The organism is Candidatus Latescibacter sp., from assembly GCA_030692375.1.
GTDB lineage: Bacteria > Latescibacterota > Latescibacteria > Latescibacterales > Latescibacteraceae > JAUYCD01.
On record JAUYCD010000111.1, the window covers coordinates 1 to 18,953 of the forward strand.

At 50.2% G+C, this 18,953-nt stretch carries 19 protein-coding genes; 7 read left to right on the top strand and 12 right to left on the bottom strand.

What is annotated here, in order from left to right:
* From Q8O92_07140 to rpmH, 5 genes are all read right to left on the bottom strand, one after another.
* Positions 1–214 (bottom strand): hypothetical protein (locus tag Q8O92_07140; GenBank protein MDP2983086.1); only part of this gene is annotated, 214 nt, incomplete at its 3' end.
* 51 nt (positions 215–265) lie between these two features.
* The gene (yidC, locus tag Q8O92_07145) at positions 266–2,029 is read right to left on the bottom strand and encodes a membrane protein insertase YidC (protein MDP2983087.1); all 1,764 of its coding nucleotides are present in this window, start codon (positions 2,027–2,029) and stop codon (positions 266–268) included.
* 6 nt (positions 2,030–2,035) lie between these two features.
* Positions 2,036–2,245 (bottom strand): membrane protein insertion efficiency factor YidD, encoded by a 210-nt coding sequence (gene yidD, locus Q8O92_07150; protein MDP2983088.1) that lies wholly within the window; start codon positions 2,243–2,245, stop codon positions 2,036–2,038.
* 126 nt (positions 2,246–2,371) lie between these two features.
* Complete coding sequence (rnpA, locus tag Q8O92_07155; GenBank protein MDP2983089.1) at positions 2,372–2,677, bottom strand: ribonuclease P protein component; 306 nt, start codon at positions 2,675–2,677, stop codon at positions 2,372–2,374.
* Positions 2,678–2,681: 4 nt separating this feature from the next.
* A complete protein-coding gene (rpmH, locus tag Q8O92_07160; protein MDP2983090.1) occupies positions 2,682–2,825 on the bottom strand; it encodes a 50S ribosomal protein L34 in 144 nt (47 codons plus the stop codon).
* A 541-nt stretch (positions 2,826–3,366) separates the two neighbouring features.
* Here rpmH and Q8O92_07165 point away from each other — a divergent pair.
* Entirely contained in the window at positions 3,367–4,011 is a 645-nt protein-coding gene (locus Q8O92_07165; protein ID MDP2983091.1) for a hypothetical protein, read from the top strand.
* Here the strand turns inward: Q8O92_07165 and Q8O92_07170 are convergent.
* A complete protein-coding gene (locus Q8O92_07170) occupies positions 3,991–4,695 on the bottom strand; it encodes a 2-phosphosulfolactate phosphatase (GenBank protein MDP2983092.1) in 705 nt (234 codons plus the stop codon). The two genes, Q8O92_07165 and Q8O92_07170, sit on opposite strands and share 21 nt — an antisense overlap.
* A 211-nt stretch (positions 4,696–4,906) precedes the next feature.
* Entirely contained in the window at positions 4,907–5,977 is a 1,071-nt protein-coding gene (locus Q8O92_07175) for a Gfo/Idh/MocA family oxidoreductase (protein MDP2983093.1), read from the bottom strand.
* Between the two features lie 405 nt (positions 5,978–6,382).
* On the opposite strand from Q8O92_07175, the gene Q8O92_07180 reads away from it, so the two are divergent.
* The 5 genes from Q8O92_07180 (at position 6,383) to Q8O92_07200 (ending at position 11,912) form a co-directional block, all read left to right on the top strand.
* Positions 6,383–7,405 carry a TIM barrel protein gene (locus Q8O92_07180; protein MDP2983094.1) on the top strand — a complete coding sequence of 341 codons (1,023 nt, stop codon included), beginning with the start codon at positions 6,383–6,385 and terminating at the stop codon, positions 7,403–7,405.
* A gap of 355 nt (positions 7,406–7,760) precedes the next feature.
* Entirely contained in the window at positions 7,761–8,828 is a 1,068-nt protein-coding gene (locus tag Q8O92_07185) for a Gfo/Idh/MocA family oxidoreductase (GenBank protein MDP2983095.1), read from the top strand.
* Between the two features lie 121 nt (positions 8,829–8,949).
* The gene (locus Q8O92_07190; GenBank protein ID MDP2983096.1) at positions 8,950–9,606 is read left to right on the top strand and encodes a four helix bundle suffix domain-containing protein; all 657 of its coding nucleotides are present in this window, start codon (positions 8,950–8,952) and stop codon (positions 9,604–9,606) included.
* 58 nt (positions 9,607–9,664) lie between these two features.
* Complete coding sequence (locus Q8O92_07195; GenBank protein MDP2983097.1) at positions 9,665–10,726, top strand: hypothetical protein; 1,062 nt, start codon at positions 9,665–9,667, stop codon at positions 10,724–10,726.
* Positions 10,727–10,739: 13 nt separating this feature from the next.
* Positions 10,740–11,912, top strand: coding sequence for a Gfo/Idh/MocA family oxidoreductase (locus Q8O92_07200; protein ID MDP2983098.1), 1,173 nt, complete (start codon positions 10,740–10,742; stop codon positions 11,910–11,912).
* A gap of 304 nt (positions 11,913–12,216) precedes the next feature.
* On the opposite strand, the gene Q8O92_07205 is transcribed toward Q8O92_07200, so the two are convergent.
* From Q8O92_07205 to Q8O92_07225, 5 genes are all read right to left on the bottom strand, one after another.
* On the bottom strand, positions 12,217–12,666 hold the full coding sequence (locus Q8O92_07205) for a hypothetical protein (protein MDP2983099.1): 450 nt from the start codon (positions 12,664–12,666) through the stop codon (positions 12,217–12,219).
* Positions 12,663–13,865, bottom strand: a complete 1,203-nt coding sequence (locus Q8O92_07210) for an ATP-binding protein (protein ID MDP2983100.1) — start codon at positions 13,863–13,865, stop codon at positions 12,663–12,665. The genes Q8O92_07205 and Q8O92_07210 overlap by 4 nt, the downstream gene beginning before the upstream one ends.
* Before the next feature lie 416 nt (positions 13,866–14,281).
* Positions 14,282–14,488 carry a type II toxin-antitoxin system HicB family antitoxin gene (locus Q8O92_07215; protein ID MDP2983101.1) on the bottom strand — a complete coding sequence of 69 codons (207 nt, stop codon included), beginning with the start codon at positions 14,486–14,488 and terminating at the stop codon, positions 14,282–14,284.
* Positions 14,489–14,619: 131 nt separating this feature from the next.
* The gene (locus Q8O92_07220; GenBank protein ID MDP2983102.1) at positions 14,620–14,931 is read right to left on the bottom strand and encodes an SDR family NAD(P)-dependent oxidoreductase; all 312 of its coding nucleotides are present in this window, start codon (positions 14,929–14,931) and stop codon (positions 14,620–14,622) included.
* A 16-nt stretch (positions 14,932–14,947) separates the two neighbouring features.
* Positions 14,948–17,959 carry a heparinase II/III family protein gene (locus Q8O92_07225; GenBank protein MDP2983103.1) on the bottom strand — a complete coding sequence of 1,004 codons (3,012 nt, stop codon included), beginning with the start codon at positions 17,957–17,959 and terminating at the stop codon, positions 14,948–14,950.
* 366 nt (positions 17,960–18,325) lie between these two features.
* Between Q8O92_07225 and Q8O92_07230 the strand changes: the two genes are divergently transcribed.
* Positions 18,326–18,895, top strand: a complete 570-nt coding sequence (locus tag Q8O92_07230) for an HNH endonuclease signature motif containing protein (GenBank protein MDP2983104.1) — start codon at positions 18,326–18,328, stop codon at positions 18,893–18,895.
* Positions 18,896–18,953 lie beyond the last annotated feature (58 nt).

The window sequence follows — 18,953 nt, forward strand, 5'->3', positions numbered from 1 at the left end:
ATTGAAGAATGGCGGGCGCTTCCGGGCCGCTGAGTTTAACGACTGCTATTCCTGCGCGACCCGGGGCTGTAGCAATGGCGGCCATGGTGTCGTTTTCCGGGTAATTTACGGAATGGTCTGGTGTAGCGGTTAATGATAACATGAGGGTAGAATATTGGTTAGATCCTGAAACGAGTTCAGGATGACACGTGTCATGCCGAACTTGTTTCGGCATCTATACATACGATCCACTAATCTTATCTAATGACATATCCGGATTATTTTTTTATGCGGTTTTCCGTACGGTTTTTTGGTAGAATCTGATTATTGCAGGCATTTCCTGCTGCATATAAGAGAAAATGTTGAACATCAGCCAGTATAAGGTGAGTCCCGCGCTGAAATTGGCAAAAAGGATCACCATCATAACAGGCATCATGTACAGCATGGCCTTCTGGTTCGGATCGGTCATGGTAGTCTTCGACTGGAAAAACATGGAGATTCCCATTGCTATCGGAAGAATAAAGTAAGGATCCGGCCGTGAGAGGTCGTCGATCCAGTGAGGAAAGAACATGGCCTGTCTCAGCTCGATCGCCCTGCCGACCACAGGGTATAACGCGAAGAAAACAGGCATCTGCAAAAGGAGCGGCAGGCAGCTCCCGAAGGGATTCACCCCGTTCGCCTTATAAAGCTCCATGGTGGCCTGCTGCACTTTTTGGGGATTATTCTTGTGTTTTTCCTTGAGTCCCTGAATCTGGGGTTGCAGCGCCGCCATTTTCTTCATCGAGTTCATGCTGGATTTGGTAAGCGGATACAGCACTAATTTGATGATTACGGAAAATACAATAAGCACCAGTCCCCAGTTTGTTATAACGGTATGGAGCTTTTTGAAAATCCAGAGAAAGAGTATTGCAATCGGCCGGAGATATTTCCACGATAAATCAAGTGATTGAGCCAGGTCACGGTCATATGCTTTCAGGATTTCGTAGGATTGCGGCCCGATAAACATGTTGACATCGGTGGCGCCGTCTGATACCTTCTTGGTCAAGGTGAAATCATACCATCTGCCGTTGGATGTCAGGGAGTAATCCGCACGAGCCTTCCAGCGTTCACGCTGTCCCGGGATGGCGGCCGCCATGAAGTATTTGTTTTTCACCGAATACCAGTCCAGCTCTCCGGTAAACACATCTTTCCCACCGGAACCTTTCTTCGGTTCGATGTTCTGAATACCTTCTTTGGAATAAATCCGTTTCTGGCTCTGTTTCCCCGAATCGTCGATGACACGGTCGCCCTGGCCCTTGTAGGAAATCTTGCTGTACATGTTCAGCTCATCGGAGATAAACATGCTGAACGGCCAGATGCGGATTTGTCGAAAAACCGGTTCTGTATGGTTAATGGGGCCATGCCATACAAACTGGATTTCAGGATCCTTCCAGGCTCCTCCCAGTATGGTTTTAGCATTTAGTGTATAGCCGTTCGGGGAAAGAGTATATTCACGCTGAATTGTTCTTTCTCCATTCAGTTCGGCGGAGAGAACCAGATGATTTTGGCTGATATTCGAAGGGATAAACTTAATTTCGGCGAAAGCTATAGTATCTTTGCCATCTGTTGCTTTGCCGGCATACCACATTTCCCCGGCGGTTATAAGCTGGGCGTGAACGTTCGGCAGAGGTCCGGGATAGTGTTTCATGACGGCGCTTGTGAGAACCCCTCCCAGAGAGGAAACAACTATTTTGACATCGCCGTTTTCCAGGGTTATATCCTGAGCCGCATTCGGTGTATGTATCTGCTTGATTTGAGCTGCCGCCGTTGTATCCGGTATAGCTTTTTCCCGGGAAGAGACAGGCGGCTGTTCCGGAGGAGCAGGGATTTCAGTATCTTTAATCGCCTGAAGATTCTCGAGATTTTTTACACGGGAACTTTCCGGGGCGGCGGTCTCCATTTTAGGTTTGACAGGCGCAGGATTTCCGAAGCGCTTCTGATAGAAGGGCGATGAAAACAAGAGAATGACCACTGTGGTCAACAGGACAGCATAAAAGAGGTTTTTATCCATAATATCTTAAGGGTAGTCGATTCCGCCTTTTGAAAACGGGTTGCAGCGCAGAATTCTCCAGATCGATTTCGCAGCTCCAAGGAATACTCCGTCTTTCTTAAGAGCCAGTATTGCATAGTGCGAACAGGAAGGAAAGTATCTGCACTGTCCTCCCATGAAGGGTGACAGTATCATTTGGTATACTTTAATTATGCCGATAAAAATTTTTTTCAGCATGGCAAGCCTGGTATAAATTCACAGTCGAGCTGAAAAATAGATCCTGAAACGAGTTCAGGATGACACGTGTCATGCCGAACTTGTTGCCGCTTCGCGGGAACGATGAAACCGTTTCGGCATCTATTTCTATATCATACTCATAAGTTTCTCAATATCGCTTGCAAGTATTTTCTTGTCAAGGGAAGTACAGTCGCCGTTAAAAAAAACGAGATATGCCCCGTCAGGGTATCTCCCGGCGCCTTTTTGCATGATTTCCCTGATGATTCTCTTTACTCTGTTTCTTTCGACCGCACCGCCCTGCCTTTTTGACACCACCGGGGAATAGCGGTAAAAATTCTGGGGGAGATATCGCAGGCTGACAGCGCCCTGACGTATGAACTGCCCGGATTCTCTGATGCGGCCTGCTGTTTTTGTGTCTACGCTGAAATGCATGGATTTATCGGTCGGAAGAGCTCAGGCTCTTTCTCCCCTTTTTCCTTCTCCGGGATAGAACAGCACGGCCGTCCTTTGTGGCCATTCTTGCTCTGAAACCGTGTTTGTTAATCTTTTTACGGTTTGATGGCTGGAATGTTCTTTTCATGGCAATTCCTTTCCTGCATTATACAAAAGCCGATTGTTTTCCGATAGTGATAAAGATTTTAAATATACTATTCTGATTCTTTTATAGCAAGAATTGTTTTGACGGTATTTTAAACGCTCGAACTTTTCGTCTGTTTCACGTGTAATTTTTTATTATAGGGTTATTGTATTGACAAAGGATTTCCGGCAATCTATTATACTGAAATGGTAAGGTTTTTTCGAAAATTCTTTTTAACAGGTATGTTGTTAAGTCAGCTAAAGAGATCATCCGAAAGGTTAATCCCCCCTACCCCCCTTATTAAGGGGGGAAAAGAAAATTGTTCATAGTAATATGTAAACATTTATTTGGATTTGACAGAACCCTCTCCCTGAATTCCCCCCTTAATAAGGGGGGATGCCGAAGGCAGGGGGGATTTTTAAAGACACAGGAGCACTCAAGTCTCTTATTTATTGTATGTTGCTGACTTAACGACATAACCGGATTATATTATACATGATGATATAAAAATTGTGCAAATCCTGTAAGAACAAGGATACATTCAATGCTCACGAAACGGGTAAAAATGGAAAAGGGACACATCGAGTCCCTTTTCAGAAAGAAAAGCACCGCACCACAGGGAATAGGCGGCATGAGCGGCGACTGGGCGAGACTGGTGCTCCTATTCCTGGTGATGGCGGGATTTGTCATTGGTTTCATCCTGCATGCTCATTCCACTAATCCGAATAATGTGCTTCGGGATTCGGTGAATAAAATGTTAAAGCAACCGTTTCAAGCCAGCATCGAAGGTAAGAATTCTCTGGGCGATTCCACCCTGGCAACGTTCCGCTACCGTCAGGCGTATACTCCCGGAAAAGGCATCACCACCTACTCATTTACCGCTGGAAACAGCCGGGAAGCCTCGTTCAACTCCCTCGATGCCTTGAAATTTCTCCTTAATACGTCCATTGTAAAGGAAGAGGAGCGCCAGGACATGTTCGGACACCCGACCCGTCATTTCTATGGTGAATTCCGTAAAACCGGAAGGAATAAGGCTATATATACCTCGTACTTTTTTGAATACTGGGTGGATATGCAGAGTTTGAAAGCAGTACGGCTTTCCGTTTCAACGGTTGAACGTAATGTGTCAGTCGATGCCCAGGGAGATTCCATCGCTGTCGGATCATATCTAAATATCCGCTACTATTAACTTTCTGGCCATAATAATGTCTCCCATCAGTTCCGCGCGGAGTGTAAAGGGGAAGAGATCCCTCTGTATACAGATCGCCGCATCCTCCCGCGGAAGGTAGGATTTGTCACCGCGCAGGAATTTCTGGGCTGTTTCGTGGGCAAGAATCTGGCGCATCGCCTCGATGTGATCGTAGGGTTTCCCGGTAAGAAGGCTTTCGATATAATCCCCGCAGTATTCATCTTCGGGCGCCTTTTCCTTTGAACGGACGCCCATGGCGACAATGCTGACCAAAGCGGGATTTTTCGCTTCAAGATACCGGGCGGTCGCGCGGGCGTTCACAAATGAAGCCAGCAGCACCTCGTCGGCCTGAGCCATGGCTGCGACCGCTCCGGTGACGCCGGAGGTGGTGCGGTGAATGATATTCCTGCCGTTAAAGAATTCCTTCCCCTTTTTCATGATCATCGCTGGGGAATTGGTCAGGTCAAACCCTTCGATGGGAACTTCATCCTTCTCCCCGACAAGGATTTTTTCATCGCCGCGCATGGCCAGACACCGGTCTATGTCTCCCTCCAGGATAATACCGGCCGCCCCGTAATGGAAAAGAAGGGGTTCGCAGGTAAAAGCCCGGAAAACATCGATGATCACCGCTGTCCCGCGCGCAGCGTTTGCTCCCTCCCACAATGAAAGCCTCTGTATCTCCATTGAAGACCTTTTTAAGGCTCGTGAAAAACCCTGTTTATTTGATAGATGCCGAAACAAGTTCGGCATGACACGTGTCATCCTGAACTCGTTGCCGCTTCGCGGGAACGATAAAACCGTTTCAGGATCTAAACACTCAAAATATGCGCAATTATTTATGTCGTCATGTCAATTATAAGGTTTTTCTCAGACCTTCAATCTTCCGGATTCTTCTTTACTTCGTTTTCAGCACCCCCCGGACGAGCCAGTTGCGAATACCCGGAGAATAGGGCAGGGCATCATCGCCCCCGAGAGAATCAAGGCTCACGGTACGGCCGGTAAGCCGCGACACATTTGTTGCGACAAGGGCGCGATGCTCTTCGAGAATGGCCTCATAGGGTCGGGGAACCTTTCGTTCGGCGTAAAAGTCGTGCAGGGCAATAAACATGTAATCGAACAGCTTGGGTCCGGCGGCGAAGACCTGGTTCCCGCCCATGCCGAAAACATTCACATGGTATGTGCCCGGATAGTTGCCGATATGGTTCATCCCCACCATGGGCGGCTGGCCGTCACGGGGCTTGTAGGTCAGCACGCAGAGAGAGCAGCCGAGGGGCTTTTTGTCATCGATCCATTTCCCGATGTCCAGAACATAATCGCCGGTGAAAAATGCGGACTCGATGCCTCCCCCCAGGCCGGCGTGTGCGAAATTGATAACATGGGGAAAATGCCAGGTGAAATGCGGTTCCCCGCAATACGCCTCATAGGCGCGCACCGGGCCTTTTTCTTTGGCGAATTTCTGCATATCCGCAACTTCCGGCTGAAATTCAAGGGAGGAGGCGCTCATAAGGGGAGCGTTATAGGCTCTGGCAAGCCGCACAATCTCTTCGGAGTCGGCGATAGTTGCGGCAAATGGGCGGTTGATGAACACCGGCTTTCCCGCCATAAGCGCCGGACGGGCCAGCTCAAGCACTTTATGGTAATCGGCATGCTCCACATGCACCACATCAGATTCCCTGACAAGCTGTTCCGGATCTTTGATAACCTTTTCGAAGCCGCCCGATTTCTGCATGGCCTCGGCCACCCCCGGGACATCATCCCAGATGGCGTAGGGGCGGCATTTGACCTTCCCTTTAAAATCGGCCGGCGGGTTTCTGAAAGTGCCGACAAAACCATGCGAACCGAGCCCCAGCTGCCCGATCTTTATCAATCCCGTGTCCTGCGCAAACGCCGGGGCTTTCCGTAAAGCGACTATCCCTGCGAGACCTGCCAAAGCCGTTTTCTCCATAAAAGAACGTCTCGTTTCCATCTCTTTCTCCCTGTGAATGTTTTATTCTTTAGTAATATTCTTTCCGGTAAAATAATAGATTTTTTTGGATAAAATTCAAAAATGATCCGGTAAAAAGTAAATTTTACTTCATTTTCTGGTGTTTTTAAACCTCACCCCCTGTCCCCCTCTCCTAGTCAGGAGAGGGGGTAACTCATTATGAACATTGTATTTACCCTCTCCTAATTAGGAGAGGGTGGCCGAAGGCCGGGTGAGGTTTATTAGAGCATAGGCAGTAACAAGATACTTTTTGCCGGATCATCTTCAAAACATTATAAAAAAAATTTCCACTTTCCTTCATTTGCATTACATTATATCCATCAAAGAACTCAGATGATTCTCAATCCTTCTTCCAATGTGGAACCATAATTCGAACGGAGAAGTGACATGCCGCTTGTTTTTTCACGACGAAAGGCTCTCCTTACAGGAATGGCAGCCGGAATGTATCTATGCTCTGCACGGATCCCGAAGGTTTCGGGACAGAATCCGAACAGCCGGAAACAACCGGAAGGGAATACTGCTCCCGGTCCAACATCTGTGCGCCTGGCCATCCATATCATGCGCGAGAAAGGGGAAAGCCCCGAAGCCATGATCCGGCGAGTCCGCGAGTCCGGATATACAGCGGTAAAAGGCGCCCGTCATCCGGGCGGCAATGTGGGAGAACCCTGGAATTCCATGACCCAGGCAGAACGCGGGGAAGTCGTAAAAGCCTGCCGAAAGTACGATATGATTATTTACGAGGTTGGCGGCTATACGAATCTGATTACTCCCAATACAGCGAAACGTAATGAAAACCTTGCCCGACTCGCGCACTGCCTCGAAGTTGCCGAGAGCGTGAGCTGCCCCATGGTGGGAACGGTCGCCGGAACCCGCGATCCGAAAACCCTCATCAACGTTCACCCGGAAAACTGGACCGCCGCCACCTGGAAGCTTCTCATCCAGAGCCTGAAACAGGTGCTGAAGGATACCTCCGGCATGAAAGCGGTGATCGGTATGGAAGCCCAGGTTACCACCATCATCGACAGCCCGCGCGCTCACCGCCGGCTCATGGACGACCTTGGCGATCCACGGTTGAAAGTCAATCTCGATCCGGTCAACATGATTTCGCTGCCGCAGTATTACCACACCACGGAGCTTATCAACGAGTGTTTCGACCTCCTCGGAGAGGACATCGTGGCCTGCCATGCCAAGGACACCCAGGTGATCCCCGATCAGCAGACCCTGCATATTCAGGAAGTCTGTCCGGGAAGAGGGGTTTATGATTTTCGAACCTACCTCCTGCGAATGAGCCGGTTGAAATCACCGCGCGCGCTGGAACCCGAACACATCCCCGAGGAGGAATACCCTGAAGCGAAAGCCTACCTGGAGAAAACAGCGGCCGAGGCAGGGGTAAAGATGTATGGAGGGTAAAAAGCGCCCGGAAGTGTCTGTGATGGAAAGGTTGTTATCCTTAGATGTTGTTTTTGGATGAAATGGAATGTATCATAGTAAAAAGACTGTCTGAAGCAGCCCCCTTTAATCCACCCCGCACGTACTTCGTACGAGCGGGGACCCCGTGTCCTTCGGACATCCTTCCCCCGGAGAGGGCAGGAACAGACTGTGGAGCAACGACTTCCCTTGCCCCTTTCGGGGGTAAACGGTTTCATCGTTCCCGCGCAGCGGCAAGGGACAGAGGGATAGTGGGCTGTAGTTTAATCCCATGAATCATGGTTCAGACAATCATTCTGACTTCTGACTCCTGAATTCTTTTTTTTATGGAGGTCCTATGCCCGAAAAAACTATACCTGCTTCTGCAAAAATTATTCGAGTTGGTGTGTGCGGGACAGGGCCGTTTTCCTTTTACGGCACGTTCAACTCGGTGATCAACAACACCTTCCGTGAGTACAACAACCTGAACATGCGGGTCACCCACATCTGGGGTGACGATTACCGCAAGAACTACCGGGGGTCGCCAGAGTATGTCAAGAAGATGCTCGATTTCTGGGGCAGCGAGAAGCAATCGCCGCATGGGCTTGCCAAGCTTTGCGGCATCCCCAACGTCTGCAAAGACTTCCATGAAATGGTGAACGAGGTGGACGCCGCCATGATCATGGATTTTGACCGGGCGTACGAGCTCGCCGAACCATTCCTCAAACGTGGGCTGCCCATCTTCATCTGCTCGCCGGTTGCGGTGAGTATGCCAGAGTGCGAGAAGATACTCGATCTCGCCGCAAAAAACGGCGCTGCTGTGCACACCGGGGCTTACAGCCAGAGCCTCTACGAGAACCGTCTCCGCTGTGACTTCGTGAAGCGCGATAGCATCGCGTCGTTCTTCGCCTCAACCTCGTTCGCTTTCTACACTTCGTACGCGCCGGACGCCCTCGATCCCGTCCACTGGCTCATCGGGCCGGGGGTGCGGAAGGTCGCACTTCACGGCTGGGACGGTTCGAAAGGGTATGACCCCACCGGGATCCCGGTCTCGCGCATCCACCTTGAATACGAGCCGCGTGGGAACAAACCGCCCATCCAGGGGTTGGTCACTCTCGGCGGGCATCAGAAAGCGAGCGAGTGGTATAAGGTATACTACCATGACCACACAGTACTGGAGGGAATCACTCAGACAAACTGGGGTAAGCACGAGCTCACCTGCCGCGACTTCATAATGGATATCCAGCAGGTTTTCGCCACAAACAAGTCCATCGAGACCCGCGCCGATATCCTCAACAAGCTCCGAGTGCTCATCGCCGCGTACAAGTCGGCGAACGAGGGGAACCGTCCGGTGCTCGTAAGCGAGGTGGGCGACTACCGCCTCCCGACTGTTCGGATCGAGAAATGGGATGAGATACCGAAATAAAATAAGCCTGTATCTCTAATATACTTGTACACGCTTTTTTTTCATATGTGATGATTAATACTGGACGAAATAAACACCTTGACAGCGGTTCTTTTTGGCTATGTGAACGTGAGGAATTGCGATGAAAAAGGAAACGTACAACAGGACTTATGAGTCCGCATCCTCTGACAACGACAACCAAAACCCCCGACTAATTCCCTCTCATGGCGGCTACCGTAAATTGAGGAGTTTTCAGACCGCACAGCTTGTGTACGATGCCACAGTCATCTTCTGTGGACGCTTTATTGATAAACACTCCCGCACTTACGATCAGATGATTCAGGCAGCGCGCAGTGGGGTACAGAATATCGCCGAAGGCAGTATGGCTTCAGCGACCTCAAAAAAGACCGAACTTAGACTAACTAGTGTGGCTAGGGCGAGCCTTGAGGAACTGCTTCTGGATTACGAAGATTTCCTTCGCCAGCGGGCATTGCTTATCTGGGCGAAGGATTCTCCAGAGGCATTGAAAGTGAGAGAGCGATATCGGTTGATTCAGTTAGATAAATCTGACAAATCGGACAGGTCAGACATGTCAGAAAAGTCGGGCCGAATAGATTCTTATGGGATTGCCACCGTTTCATCAGAAATTGCGGCAAACACGATGATCTGCCTGATCAATCAGGCCAGTTACCTCTTGGGTCGGCAACTCCAAAAACTTGAGCAGACATTTCTCGAAGAAGGAGGTTTTTCCGAGCGGCTTTATCGAGAAAGATCACGAATACGCAGGAACAACGATTAATAAATTATGGCCATTATGAACAACAGCAAGCACTTCTACGAAATAAGGAGAGAACAATATGCCGGAAAAAGTATTTCCCAGTTCGCAGAAAGTCCTCCGTGTCGGATGGGTGGGAACCGGTCCGTTTTCATTCTACGGACATTATATCCGGGTGATCAACAACATTTCTCGTGATTACAATTTTTTGAACATGCGCGTCACCCACATCTGGGGCGACAACTACGCCCGGAATTACAAGGGAAGTGAAGCGTATGTAAAAAAAATGCTCGATTACTGGTCTAACAACGAGCAATCTCCTGAAGGCATCGCCAAGATGTGCAACATCCCGAATGTCTGCCGGGATTACCATGATATGATCGGGCAGGTGGACGCCGCAATGATAATGGACTTTGACCGAGCCTACGATCTTGCCGAGCCGTTCTTGAGCCGTGGGCTTCCGATTTTCATCTGCAGCCCGGTGGCGGAGAGTGTCCCGGAATGCGAGCGGATTCTAAACCTGGCCGAAAAAAACGGCGCGGCGGTGTATACCGGGTCATTCACCGCGGGCATGCCGGAGAACGATATCCGATATTCCCAGGTGAGGCGCAATAACATCGCCTCGTTCTTCGCCTCGACCTCATTCGCCTTTTACACCTCGTACGCGAACGACGGCCTTGAACCCGTTCACTGGCTCATCGGAACAGGGGCGAAACGGGTCGCCCTCCACGGCTGGGACGGCTCCAAGGGATACGACCCCACGGGAATCCCTCCCTCGCGAATAAACATCGAGTACGAACCGCGCGGCAGCAATCCTCCCATCCAGGGGGTTCTCGCCCTCGGCGGATACAAGAAGGAGATGGAGTGGTACAAGGTCTACTACCGTGACAATAGAACGCTTGAGGGAACTACCTCCTCCGGGAGCGCCGAACTCAATTTCTGGAATTTCCTCACGAAGATTCAGCAGGTTTTCGTGACGAATAAATCCATTGAAACCAGGAACGATATTCTTGAAAAGCTCCGTGTGGTTATAGCCGCTTACAAATCGGCGAATGAAGGCGGCAGGGCAGTGAGATTGGACGAGGTCGGGGATTACCGCCTCCCGACTGTGCGCATAGACAAATGGAACGAGATACCGAACTGAGGGGAGATATGGAATGAAATCTGAAACTTCGATCAAGAGGAGACATTTTATCAGGACAGCCGCCATAACCGGCGCGGCGGCAGGGATTACCGTCCAGACCGGACAGGCCCAGGCTCTCAAGCCAGGGGCAAAACGCCCGCTCAAACGTGATTTCATCAGAGTGGGTATGGTTGGCATGGGTCCCTATTCTCATGCCATGGCCTATACGGGAGCTTTGAATGATCCTGCGGTTCCGCCGAGAACTAATATGAAAGTGGTTGCGGCCTGGGGCAGAACGGATGGCTACGAAGGCTCTCTAAAAGGAACGGACGCCTGGAAAAACGAAAGAATAAAGGCTCTGAAAAGCTACCTGAGCCTGGACCAGTTTTCCAAACTCGGGGTGAAAAACATCGTGAAAAGGCCGGAAGACATGCTGAAACTGGTGGACGCTATATTCATCACCGACCCGGAGGATGCGCTCAACCTTGCCCGCCCGTTTCTGGAAAAGGGAATGCCGGTGTTTGTCAACCGGCCCATGGCCTGGACGATCAAGGACGCCCGCGAGATCGTCCGGCTCGCCAAGGCCAGTGGCTCCGTGCTGGTCACCGGGTCCTGCGTGCCCTGGATGAACGAATTCCAGGTGGCCAAGTCGCGGATCAATCTCGATAAGATTCAGCATTACTATGCCGACGGCTCCACCGCTAATCTGGGCTCGTATCTGCCGCACATCCTGGAAACAGTCCAGATGCTGGTCGGCGGAAAGGTAATCCGCTGCTCCACCCACGGGGTAACCTGGCCCGCGGATGAAGACCCGCTTTCCGTCCCGCCGGTCATGGTGCACCTGGAATACGAGAAAAAAGCCCCGGCCCGCAATCCGGTCATCGGCGTTGTTTCCACCTGGTTCGGCCAGCCCTACCGTAATTGGGTCAAGGTGCATATGGATGACGATGTCATCGAACAGGGCGTGCTCTGGGAAGGAACCAGCGGGGGGGGAGATCAAACAAACGAGCATCTCTGGGCGCCGTTCCTGCGGGTGATCGGCAAAGCCTTCGAGACCGGGGTATGGCCGGAAGACGAAAATGCCATTCTCAACAAGGTTTCCACCATGCTCATGGCTCACAAATCGGGAGCCGAGGGCGGGAAACCTGTCGGCATCGACGAGATCGAAAATCATTCACTGCCGAGGTTCGAGACGGAAAAGGCGTGAGCGGCAGAATTCAGCATTTTAAACACAAAAACCACAGAGAATATAGACCGCTCTGTGGTTTTTTTTAATCCTTTGTATGATGGAGGGCTGTCGGGAAAACACTATGAATCATGGTTGTGAGGCAAGGGAGGAGAATGGCCTAACGAACGGCATCAGGAGCGTTTTAAAGAACTCTCGCAAGCGCTGTAAAACATCGCTCTCCATACAATCGTCAGGCTATCATGCTCGTTGCTAGTCATAGTCTGTGCTCAAAAGTCGGTGGTAGGAGAAACCAATAAAGTAGAACTTCATCGAAGTTGGGCCATTAGCCCAACTTGAGCCGCCGCACAAGTTGGATCCCGTGAGTGTTTAGAATCCTTCGTTGTGGTGAGTTCGCTGATATCTTGATCCCTCCAGAGCTTACCCACACAAATATCCTATGATTGAGATCATCCAGTGGCTTCCCGCGTATCCAACTCATAAGCCACTTCTTTTTCTGAAGAACGCGTGACACTTCGTCTACATTCGCTTTGTGGAATTCAACGAAAAACACTTTGTCGTCTTGGTTATTGATGTAATATCCGATAGCGTAATCCCACCTGTTGTCATTCGGGTACACTGATTTCAGTGCATCATCAATGTTAACGCTGCCTGTGACCCGTTTTGAATTATTTACAATTATACTGTTCTTGTGTGCTTTACTTAGTGCATCAAGTTGACTTTGTAAGAAAGGGGCGATATCATCAGTACACTTGACAGCAGTCTTGAACTTCATTCCACCTCCTCAGCACTACTGCTGGATATAATCTTCGCAACAACTTCGCCAACTCGCCCACTAAATTCTGTTAATCCGCCCCAATTGGCCTCATTAGGATTTTCTGCACCGGGGTCCAGCGCGGATATGTCACGAACCTTGTGGCCTGAAAAATCAGTTGATCGATAAAAATAGAAGACGCGGTACTCTTTCCCGATGGCTGCTGTTGCGATTTTCTTCATCCCAGGGCTGTGCCTCCGGAGACCGAACATATCGATCACTTTGTCGGGGGCGGCTTGATAATGCTGAATGGTTCTCAGCCCCCAAAGCACATCAAGGACATGGGGGGAATGTGTGGAAAGTACGACGCGATATCCGCGAAGAAGCAACTCAAGCACAACAAGCATCACGGCGGAGATCGCTTCGGGATGGAGACCCATTTCTGGTTCCTCAACAATCACCCACTCCGTAGCATCTCGTCGGGCAATTTTCGCGGAGGGACACAACCAATAAAGGGCGATGAGCAATGGAATGAACTCGCGCTGCCCAGCGGACCATACCATAAATGGGAGCTTCTCTCCTTCTCCTGCATCTTGGAGAACAAGGCGTTTCTGAAATCCACCCTTGCGGTCTAACTTGAGTGAGAAGCCGTGAAAAATGGCACTGTCAAGCGCTTTGCGAAGTTCGCTCTTTAATCTCTTTTCCTGCGGGAAGACATTTCCAGTCTTTCTCCCGAGTCCTGCTTCCATCTGCATACGTAGCTTCTCGCTGAAACAAGGAACCACATATGGATCTCCTACTGCAAAATCGGTGAAATGCCTTGGCCAGCCTATATTAAGCGACAACACCCTTTGTGCCGGAATAAATAACATACTCTCTTTCCGTAGTTGCTCCTTGGCTTTCCCAAAATTCTTCAGCTTATTGGCAAGGTCAACGGAGGCCCCTTCCCAGACAACAACGCTCGCTTCATTCCCTTCTTTTGTCCAAACAGATTGCATTCCTTCACCTAAGTATAGGTTGAGGAAAAGGCCCAGATCCCCTCCCCAGTCATATCCATATTTCTTGAAGTCAGCAATAATTCTTGGACCGTCAATCATCAGCTTCAGAAATTGAAGGAAAATACTCTTCCCACTAGCCTGAGGACCCACCAGCACAGTTAAGTCACCGAATTCGACTTCGGCTTTATTAAGCTGTCCTACATTCTGCAGTTCAAGTTTCATGGTATGTGCTCCACAAAGTTGCCTAACTATTGTTTGTATGGTTTCCAATTAAACCTATTTCTGATCTTCTTTTTAGATAACACGTCAAATAAAATGTCATTGTCGTTCGCACTATGATACTATTTTAATAATTGTAATAAATCTTTTCTACGCATCAAAATCAAGATAATTTTCTTATAAATTTAATCATTTTTCCATTATATTTTCTGGTAAGGCATCTGGAACAGGTCAAATCTTCCTATGAAATTGTTTTTGCTTTTTTGTGAGGTTTGTCGCATGAGCACACAAATATAATAGAACGAGGTTTGTCAAAGCTTTTCGGGAACAGAAGAATCGACCTGAGGACACATAGGGAATTGAGCAAGCATTTCAGAGACAGGGTTTTGGCTGAGGTGGAGGAATTCCAGGGAGTTGGTTCATACCGCTACCACAAAGGCTTCAAAATTCTCCGGAGGAACAGGAATATTATCTTCTTTTAGAGCCAGGATATAACCTTCAATAGCTTCTTTTATATTGGTGATAGCTTCTTCTTTTGTTTTGCCTTGGCTGATGCAGCCGGGCAAACTCGGACATTCAGCAACCCAATAGCCGTCTTCGCCGTGATAAATAAATACTTCTCTCATAGTTTTTACCTCCGATTATATCTTTCGTTTGCGGTTGGGCACAAGTTCTTTTAATAATTGTAATAAGTCTTTTCTGTGTATTGCAAGCAAGATAATTTTTTCCTAATCTGGCCCCATATAAAACCGCCGCATTACCCATCCATATATTGTTCTTCCGGCTCGTTCCGGGCCGCCTCGAGTATCTTCTCGGCCACCTGCTCCGGAGTATCCACGATGATACCTCTCGATGCCGCGGAATCGCGCTGCCTTTGACGAAGCTGCTTGTCGCCCAGGGAGTTCTTCCCGAAATCGGTGGCTGTTGTCCGGGGATAGAAGGTGACCACACGAATGTTATCGGAGGCAAGCTCGACACGGGCAGCGAGAACAACTTTTGCGCCTTCTGCGGCAAAACGCCGGGCGGCGGCCAGTCCGATACCCGCCGATGCGCCGGTAATGTATCTCAAAGACCGTGAAACAAGTTCAGTATTTTTCCTCCTTTGTATTCACCACATACACCGTGTCCCCCGGCCCCAGATCGTAAAGAAGAAAGTCTTTTCCTTTTTCAAAATCGCGCGCGATATTCTTCATATTCTGTTTCGGGTCAAGCACAAAACCGCCGTTTCCTCCCGATTGCAGCCGGAAACAGCCCCGGCCGTCCGCAGGGGTGATCCAGGCGCCGGAGTAGTAGTTTCGCGCCCCGGGGATTTTCTTTCCGTCCTTATAGGGGTACGGTGTTTCTCCAAGAGGGAAGATTCTGCGGTTGTCGATTATGGTTCCTGCGGCAGCGTCGACAGTATCCGTGCGGCCCCGTCCGATCCAGGTGGTGGGATAGATGTTGACCGAACCGGCGCGCGTGTCTTCGATGCGGTACACGGAACGCACCGGGCCGCGGTTAGCGAGGAGAAGCTGCCCTTTTGTCACTGCGGGAAGCGGCGCTGCCAGTTCCAGCCGGTCGTCGTACACGGTTTTCACCGTAGTTTTGAATACCGGCGACTGGAGCTTCACTGTTTTGGCCTCCACCCGGAAATCGGTTCCGCCGACCAGGGTCATTTTCACAAGACGGCCGTCCCGCCAGGAGGCCACTCCGAGAAGGCCGTTCAGCGCATATTTTCCGTCGAGTGATTTTACCTGCCCGCTCGTGGAAACGGTGGAGAGGATTAGGTCCTCCCCGGCGGTATGCTTTACCAGAAGGCCGTATCCGGAAACGCCTTTATCGCCGGTCAGCTCGATTTTCTGCACCTCTCTGATCGAAGGGCTGCCTTTTTCCACGCTCAGCACTGAAGCGAACCGTGATTCTTCACCCTCCGCGGAGAAGGTATGCCTCCGTACGAGGAACGGCATGGGCGGCAGGCTTTTGGTCGATGGCCGCGGATAGCCCATGGTTTTGATGAACGTTTCACTCCCTTCCGGGATAAAAAAGGCTCTCAGTGTGACTCCGTCTTTCAATGTCCAGAGGGCCGAGTAGTTTGCATGAACCGTGCATGCCTGCGGGTCGAAGAGATACTGGTAGCCGCTGTTCCGGGTATCATACGAGCGCATGCCTTCCGGTCTTTGGCCGAATGGAATGCTCTCTCCGGCCAGGGTGCCCCCGGAAGGCGCCGGGAGAGCCGGGCCATCCAGCTTCAAATCCCCCACAGGGCCGTGGAAAAGGTAGTCATGCATGGTTCCGCCCCTGACCCGGAAAAGGTCAACCACATAGCTCCCCCTCGGAATGTCGATGAGCAGAAGGGTTCGGCGGTAACGGTCCACCCCGAGCGCGGCGTAGGCGTCCTCGCAGGAAGCGTCGATAAAACGCATCCCCTCAAGATCGGCAAATGCGTGGAGGTCGCCGAAAACTCCCGGCGACTGGCGCTTTTCATTCACTTCAACGGTGGCATGGCAGACTGTGTTTGTCGTCCAGCCGCCGGTGGCGGGAGCGATGCCGTCCATGTATTCGGGATAGCCCATTTCCGGGACGAACTCCCGCCCGGCGGCAAAAAGGTTGATGTTCAGACGGTCGGCGTGGCTGTGGGCGGAATGCGCATACCCGTAATCGAGGATGAGCGCCGCACGGTCATCTCCGTTTCCCGTCCTGAGCACCGCGATTCCGCGAACCGGCGAAAGCGTGCTTTTCTCCTCCGGGGCCTGGGCCGCTTTCTGTTTCACCTCCTCCGGGTCGAGCGGTTTTTTGAACAGGTCATCCAGCGTGGGCGCCGGGGAGCTTTTACCGCCCCAGGCGCGGAGAAGGTAACGGGCAAGTTCAGGGGTTTTATACGCCTGCCAGGCATCGGCGACATCCTCGGCGGGCAGAGTCCATCCGTTGTTGACAATACCCCCCATGTCGGCGGCGAAATGGGTGAACCGGTCGAGGGCAACCAGGTCGGCGAAGGAATGGAACGATGCCCGCATGTGCGGATTATCCCAGACCCAGCGGCCATCCGACCCCATCGCTTCGGCGATGTTTTTGGCCACACTGTGGTAGGTACTGGCGTAGCCGAGGGAGGCCTCATAGGGGAAACCGTCGCGGAAGAACTGGTTGTCCAGCACCGGCGCTTCCGCCGCCGGATGATCGTAAAGCATGAAATTGAGCATCTCCTGATCGCCCATGACAGCGGCGAATTTGGCAAGCGGCGGGTCCCAATTGTTTCCCCAGTTGCCGGAAGCGGGTTTGGCGCGGTAGGCCCGGTATGCTGAACGGTACACCCGCTCATGGAAGAGCTTAAGGAAGGTGTCCGGGAGTGTCGGGCGCAGGATTTCCACACTCTTCGCAATATCGAGAAGCTCGGAGCCTTCCCAGAAGGAGCCGGTCATTTTCACATAGTTGCCCCAATCGCTGCCGTCATAGGTGAGGTCTTTCGAATCCAGGTCCGGGTACACCTCCATGAACCGCTCCAGGAGCACCCTGGCTTTGGCGGCATAGACATCCTCCCCGGTGAGAAACCATACCTCCGCCATCGGTTTCACATACCCGTCCACGTTTCTTAGAAACCAGTGGTTGAACCATCCGACAAAGTAGTATTTCTCCCCTTTGGTGGAGCTGTCCGCACGGTTGTCCAGCCACCCCTGGCCGTCATCGGGGAAGTCAGGGTTCGGGTACCATTCCTTGCCTATCGGGCACTGCACCTGCAAAGGGTGGGTTATGTCAACCCCGGTCCCGAACGGCTGGTAGACTCCCGTTCCGCCGCCGTGGACAGGACAGCCGTGACGGTTTACCATGAGGGCGCGCTTGGTGTTTGCCGGCGGGATCAGGGCGCGGATTTGCTCGTCGCTCATGGCGAGGAGCGGCGCCGCATGTTTTTTCGCACGGTCGATGGCCTGGGCGTAACGGTGATCTGCGGCGGCCCGTTTCAGGATTTCGTCCCGGTTGAAAGTCTGGTAGCCCAATTCGCTTTTCCCGCCCGTTGATGGAAGAGAGAGTGTAATGGAGTGATTGGAAGGAATGATCTGCCCCTCAGCTATCCCTGAATAAAATCCAAAGAAAAGTACTGCCAAAAGTGCTGTCAGTGGTTTCATTGAAAGGCCCTTTTTTCTATGAGTGAAGTTAATTTTCCAGACTTAATGCGTATCGTTCAAGTATATCCTATCTATAACCCGTTGTCAAGAATCATGCTGTCTGAACCTTGATTCATGGGATTAAAGGATTGCCATGATTGAAACCATCTTCTAATCAAGGTAATCGGATTGAAAAAAGTGTAAAATTTTACTTGACAAAGCAAACGAATGTTATTATACTTATAGTGTCTACTAACGATGGAGTTTCTAAGATAGGATGCCATGCATAGGCATGAAATTTTTTTATCTGTAAACATAACATTTATAACTATTTAATACAATAAGAACTAACTATAGTTAGCTTTTTAAAAATAGAGAAAGAAAACGATGGGAAGAAGATCTAGGATTGACACAAGAAAACCTGAAAGCATGAAAAAAGAAGAATTTTTATGCAGGTTACTTGCGCACGGATATTTATCGCTTGACGAAAACGGAAGACTCCACAGGCACTGGGACAGACAATATGGTAGAGATATATATACTGATATTTTAATAGATAAAATAGCCGAAAGCGGGTACATGATCGCATTTTTAAAATTAGGAGATGCACAAACGATGGTAAGAGTGCATAGACTGATATGGTGGTATTTCTTTGGAGAAATTCCGGAAAATATGCAGATAAATCACATTGACGGCGACAGAGCAAATAACAGATTGAATAATCTGGAAATGGTAACACCAAGCCAAAATTTACGTCATGCAGTAAATGTAATAAAAACAATAAAAAAGAATTGGGAAAGTCAAAAATCAATATACACAAAAGAAGATTATCAAAAATTAAAGGCAATGATACAAAGTGGAATGAGATCAAAAGATATAAGAGAAAAAATGAATATGAAATTTTCAACTTTTTACAGCATAAGGAGAAGAATACGAAAAGGGATCGAAGGATTATGAAAAGAATATCCCATAGCGCCGACTTCGACAAGCTCAGTCATCGGCGACTTCGCACCTG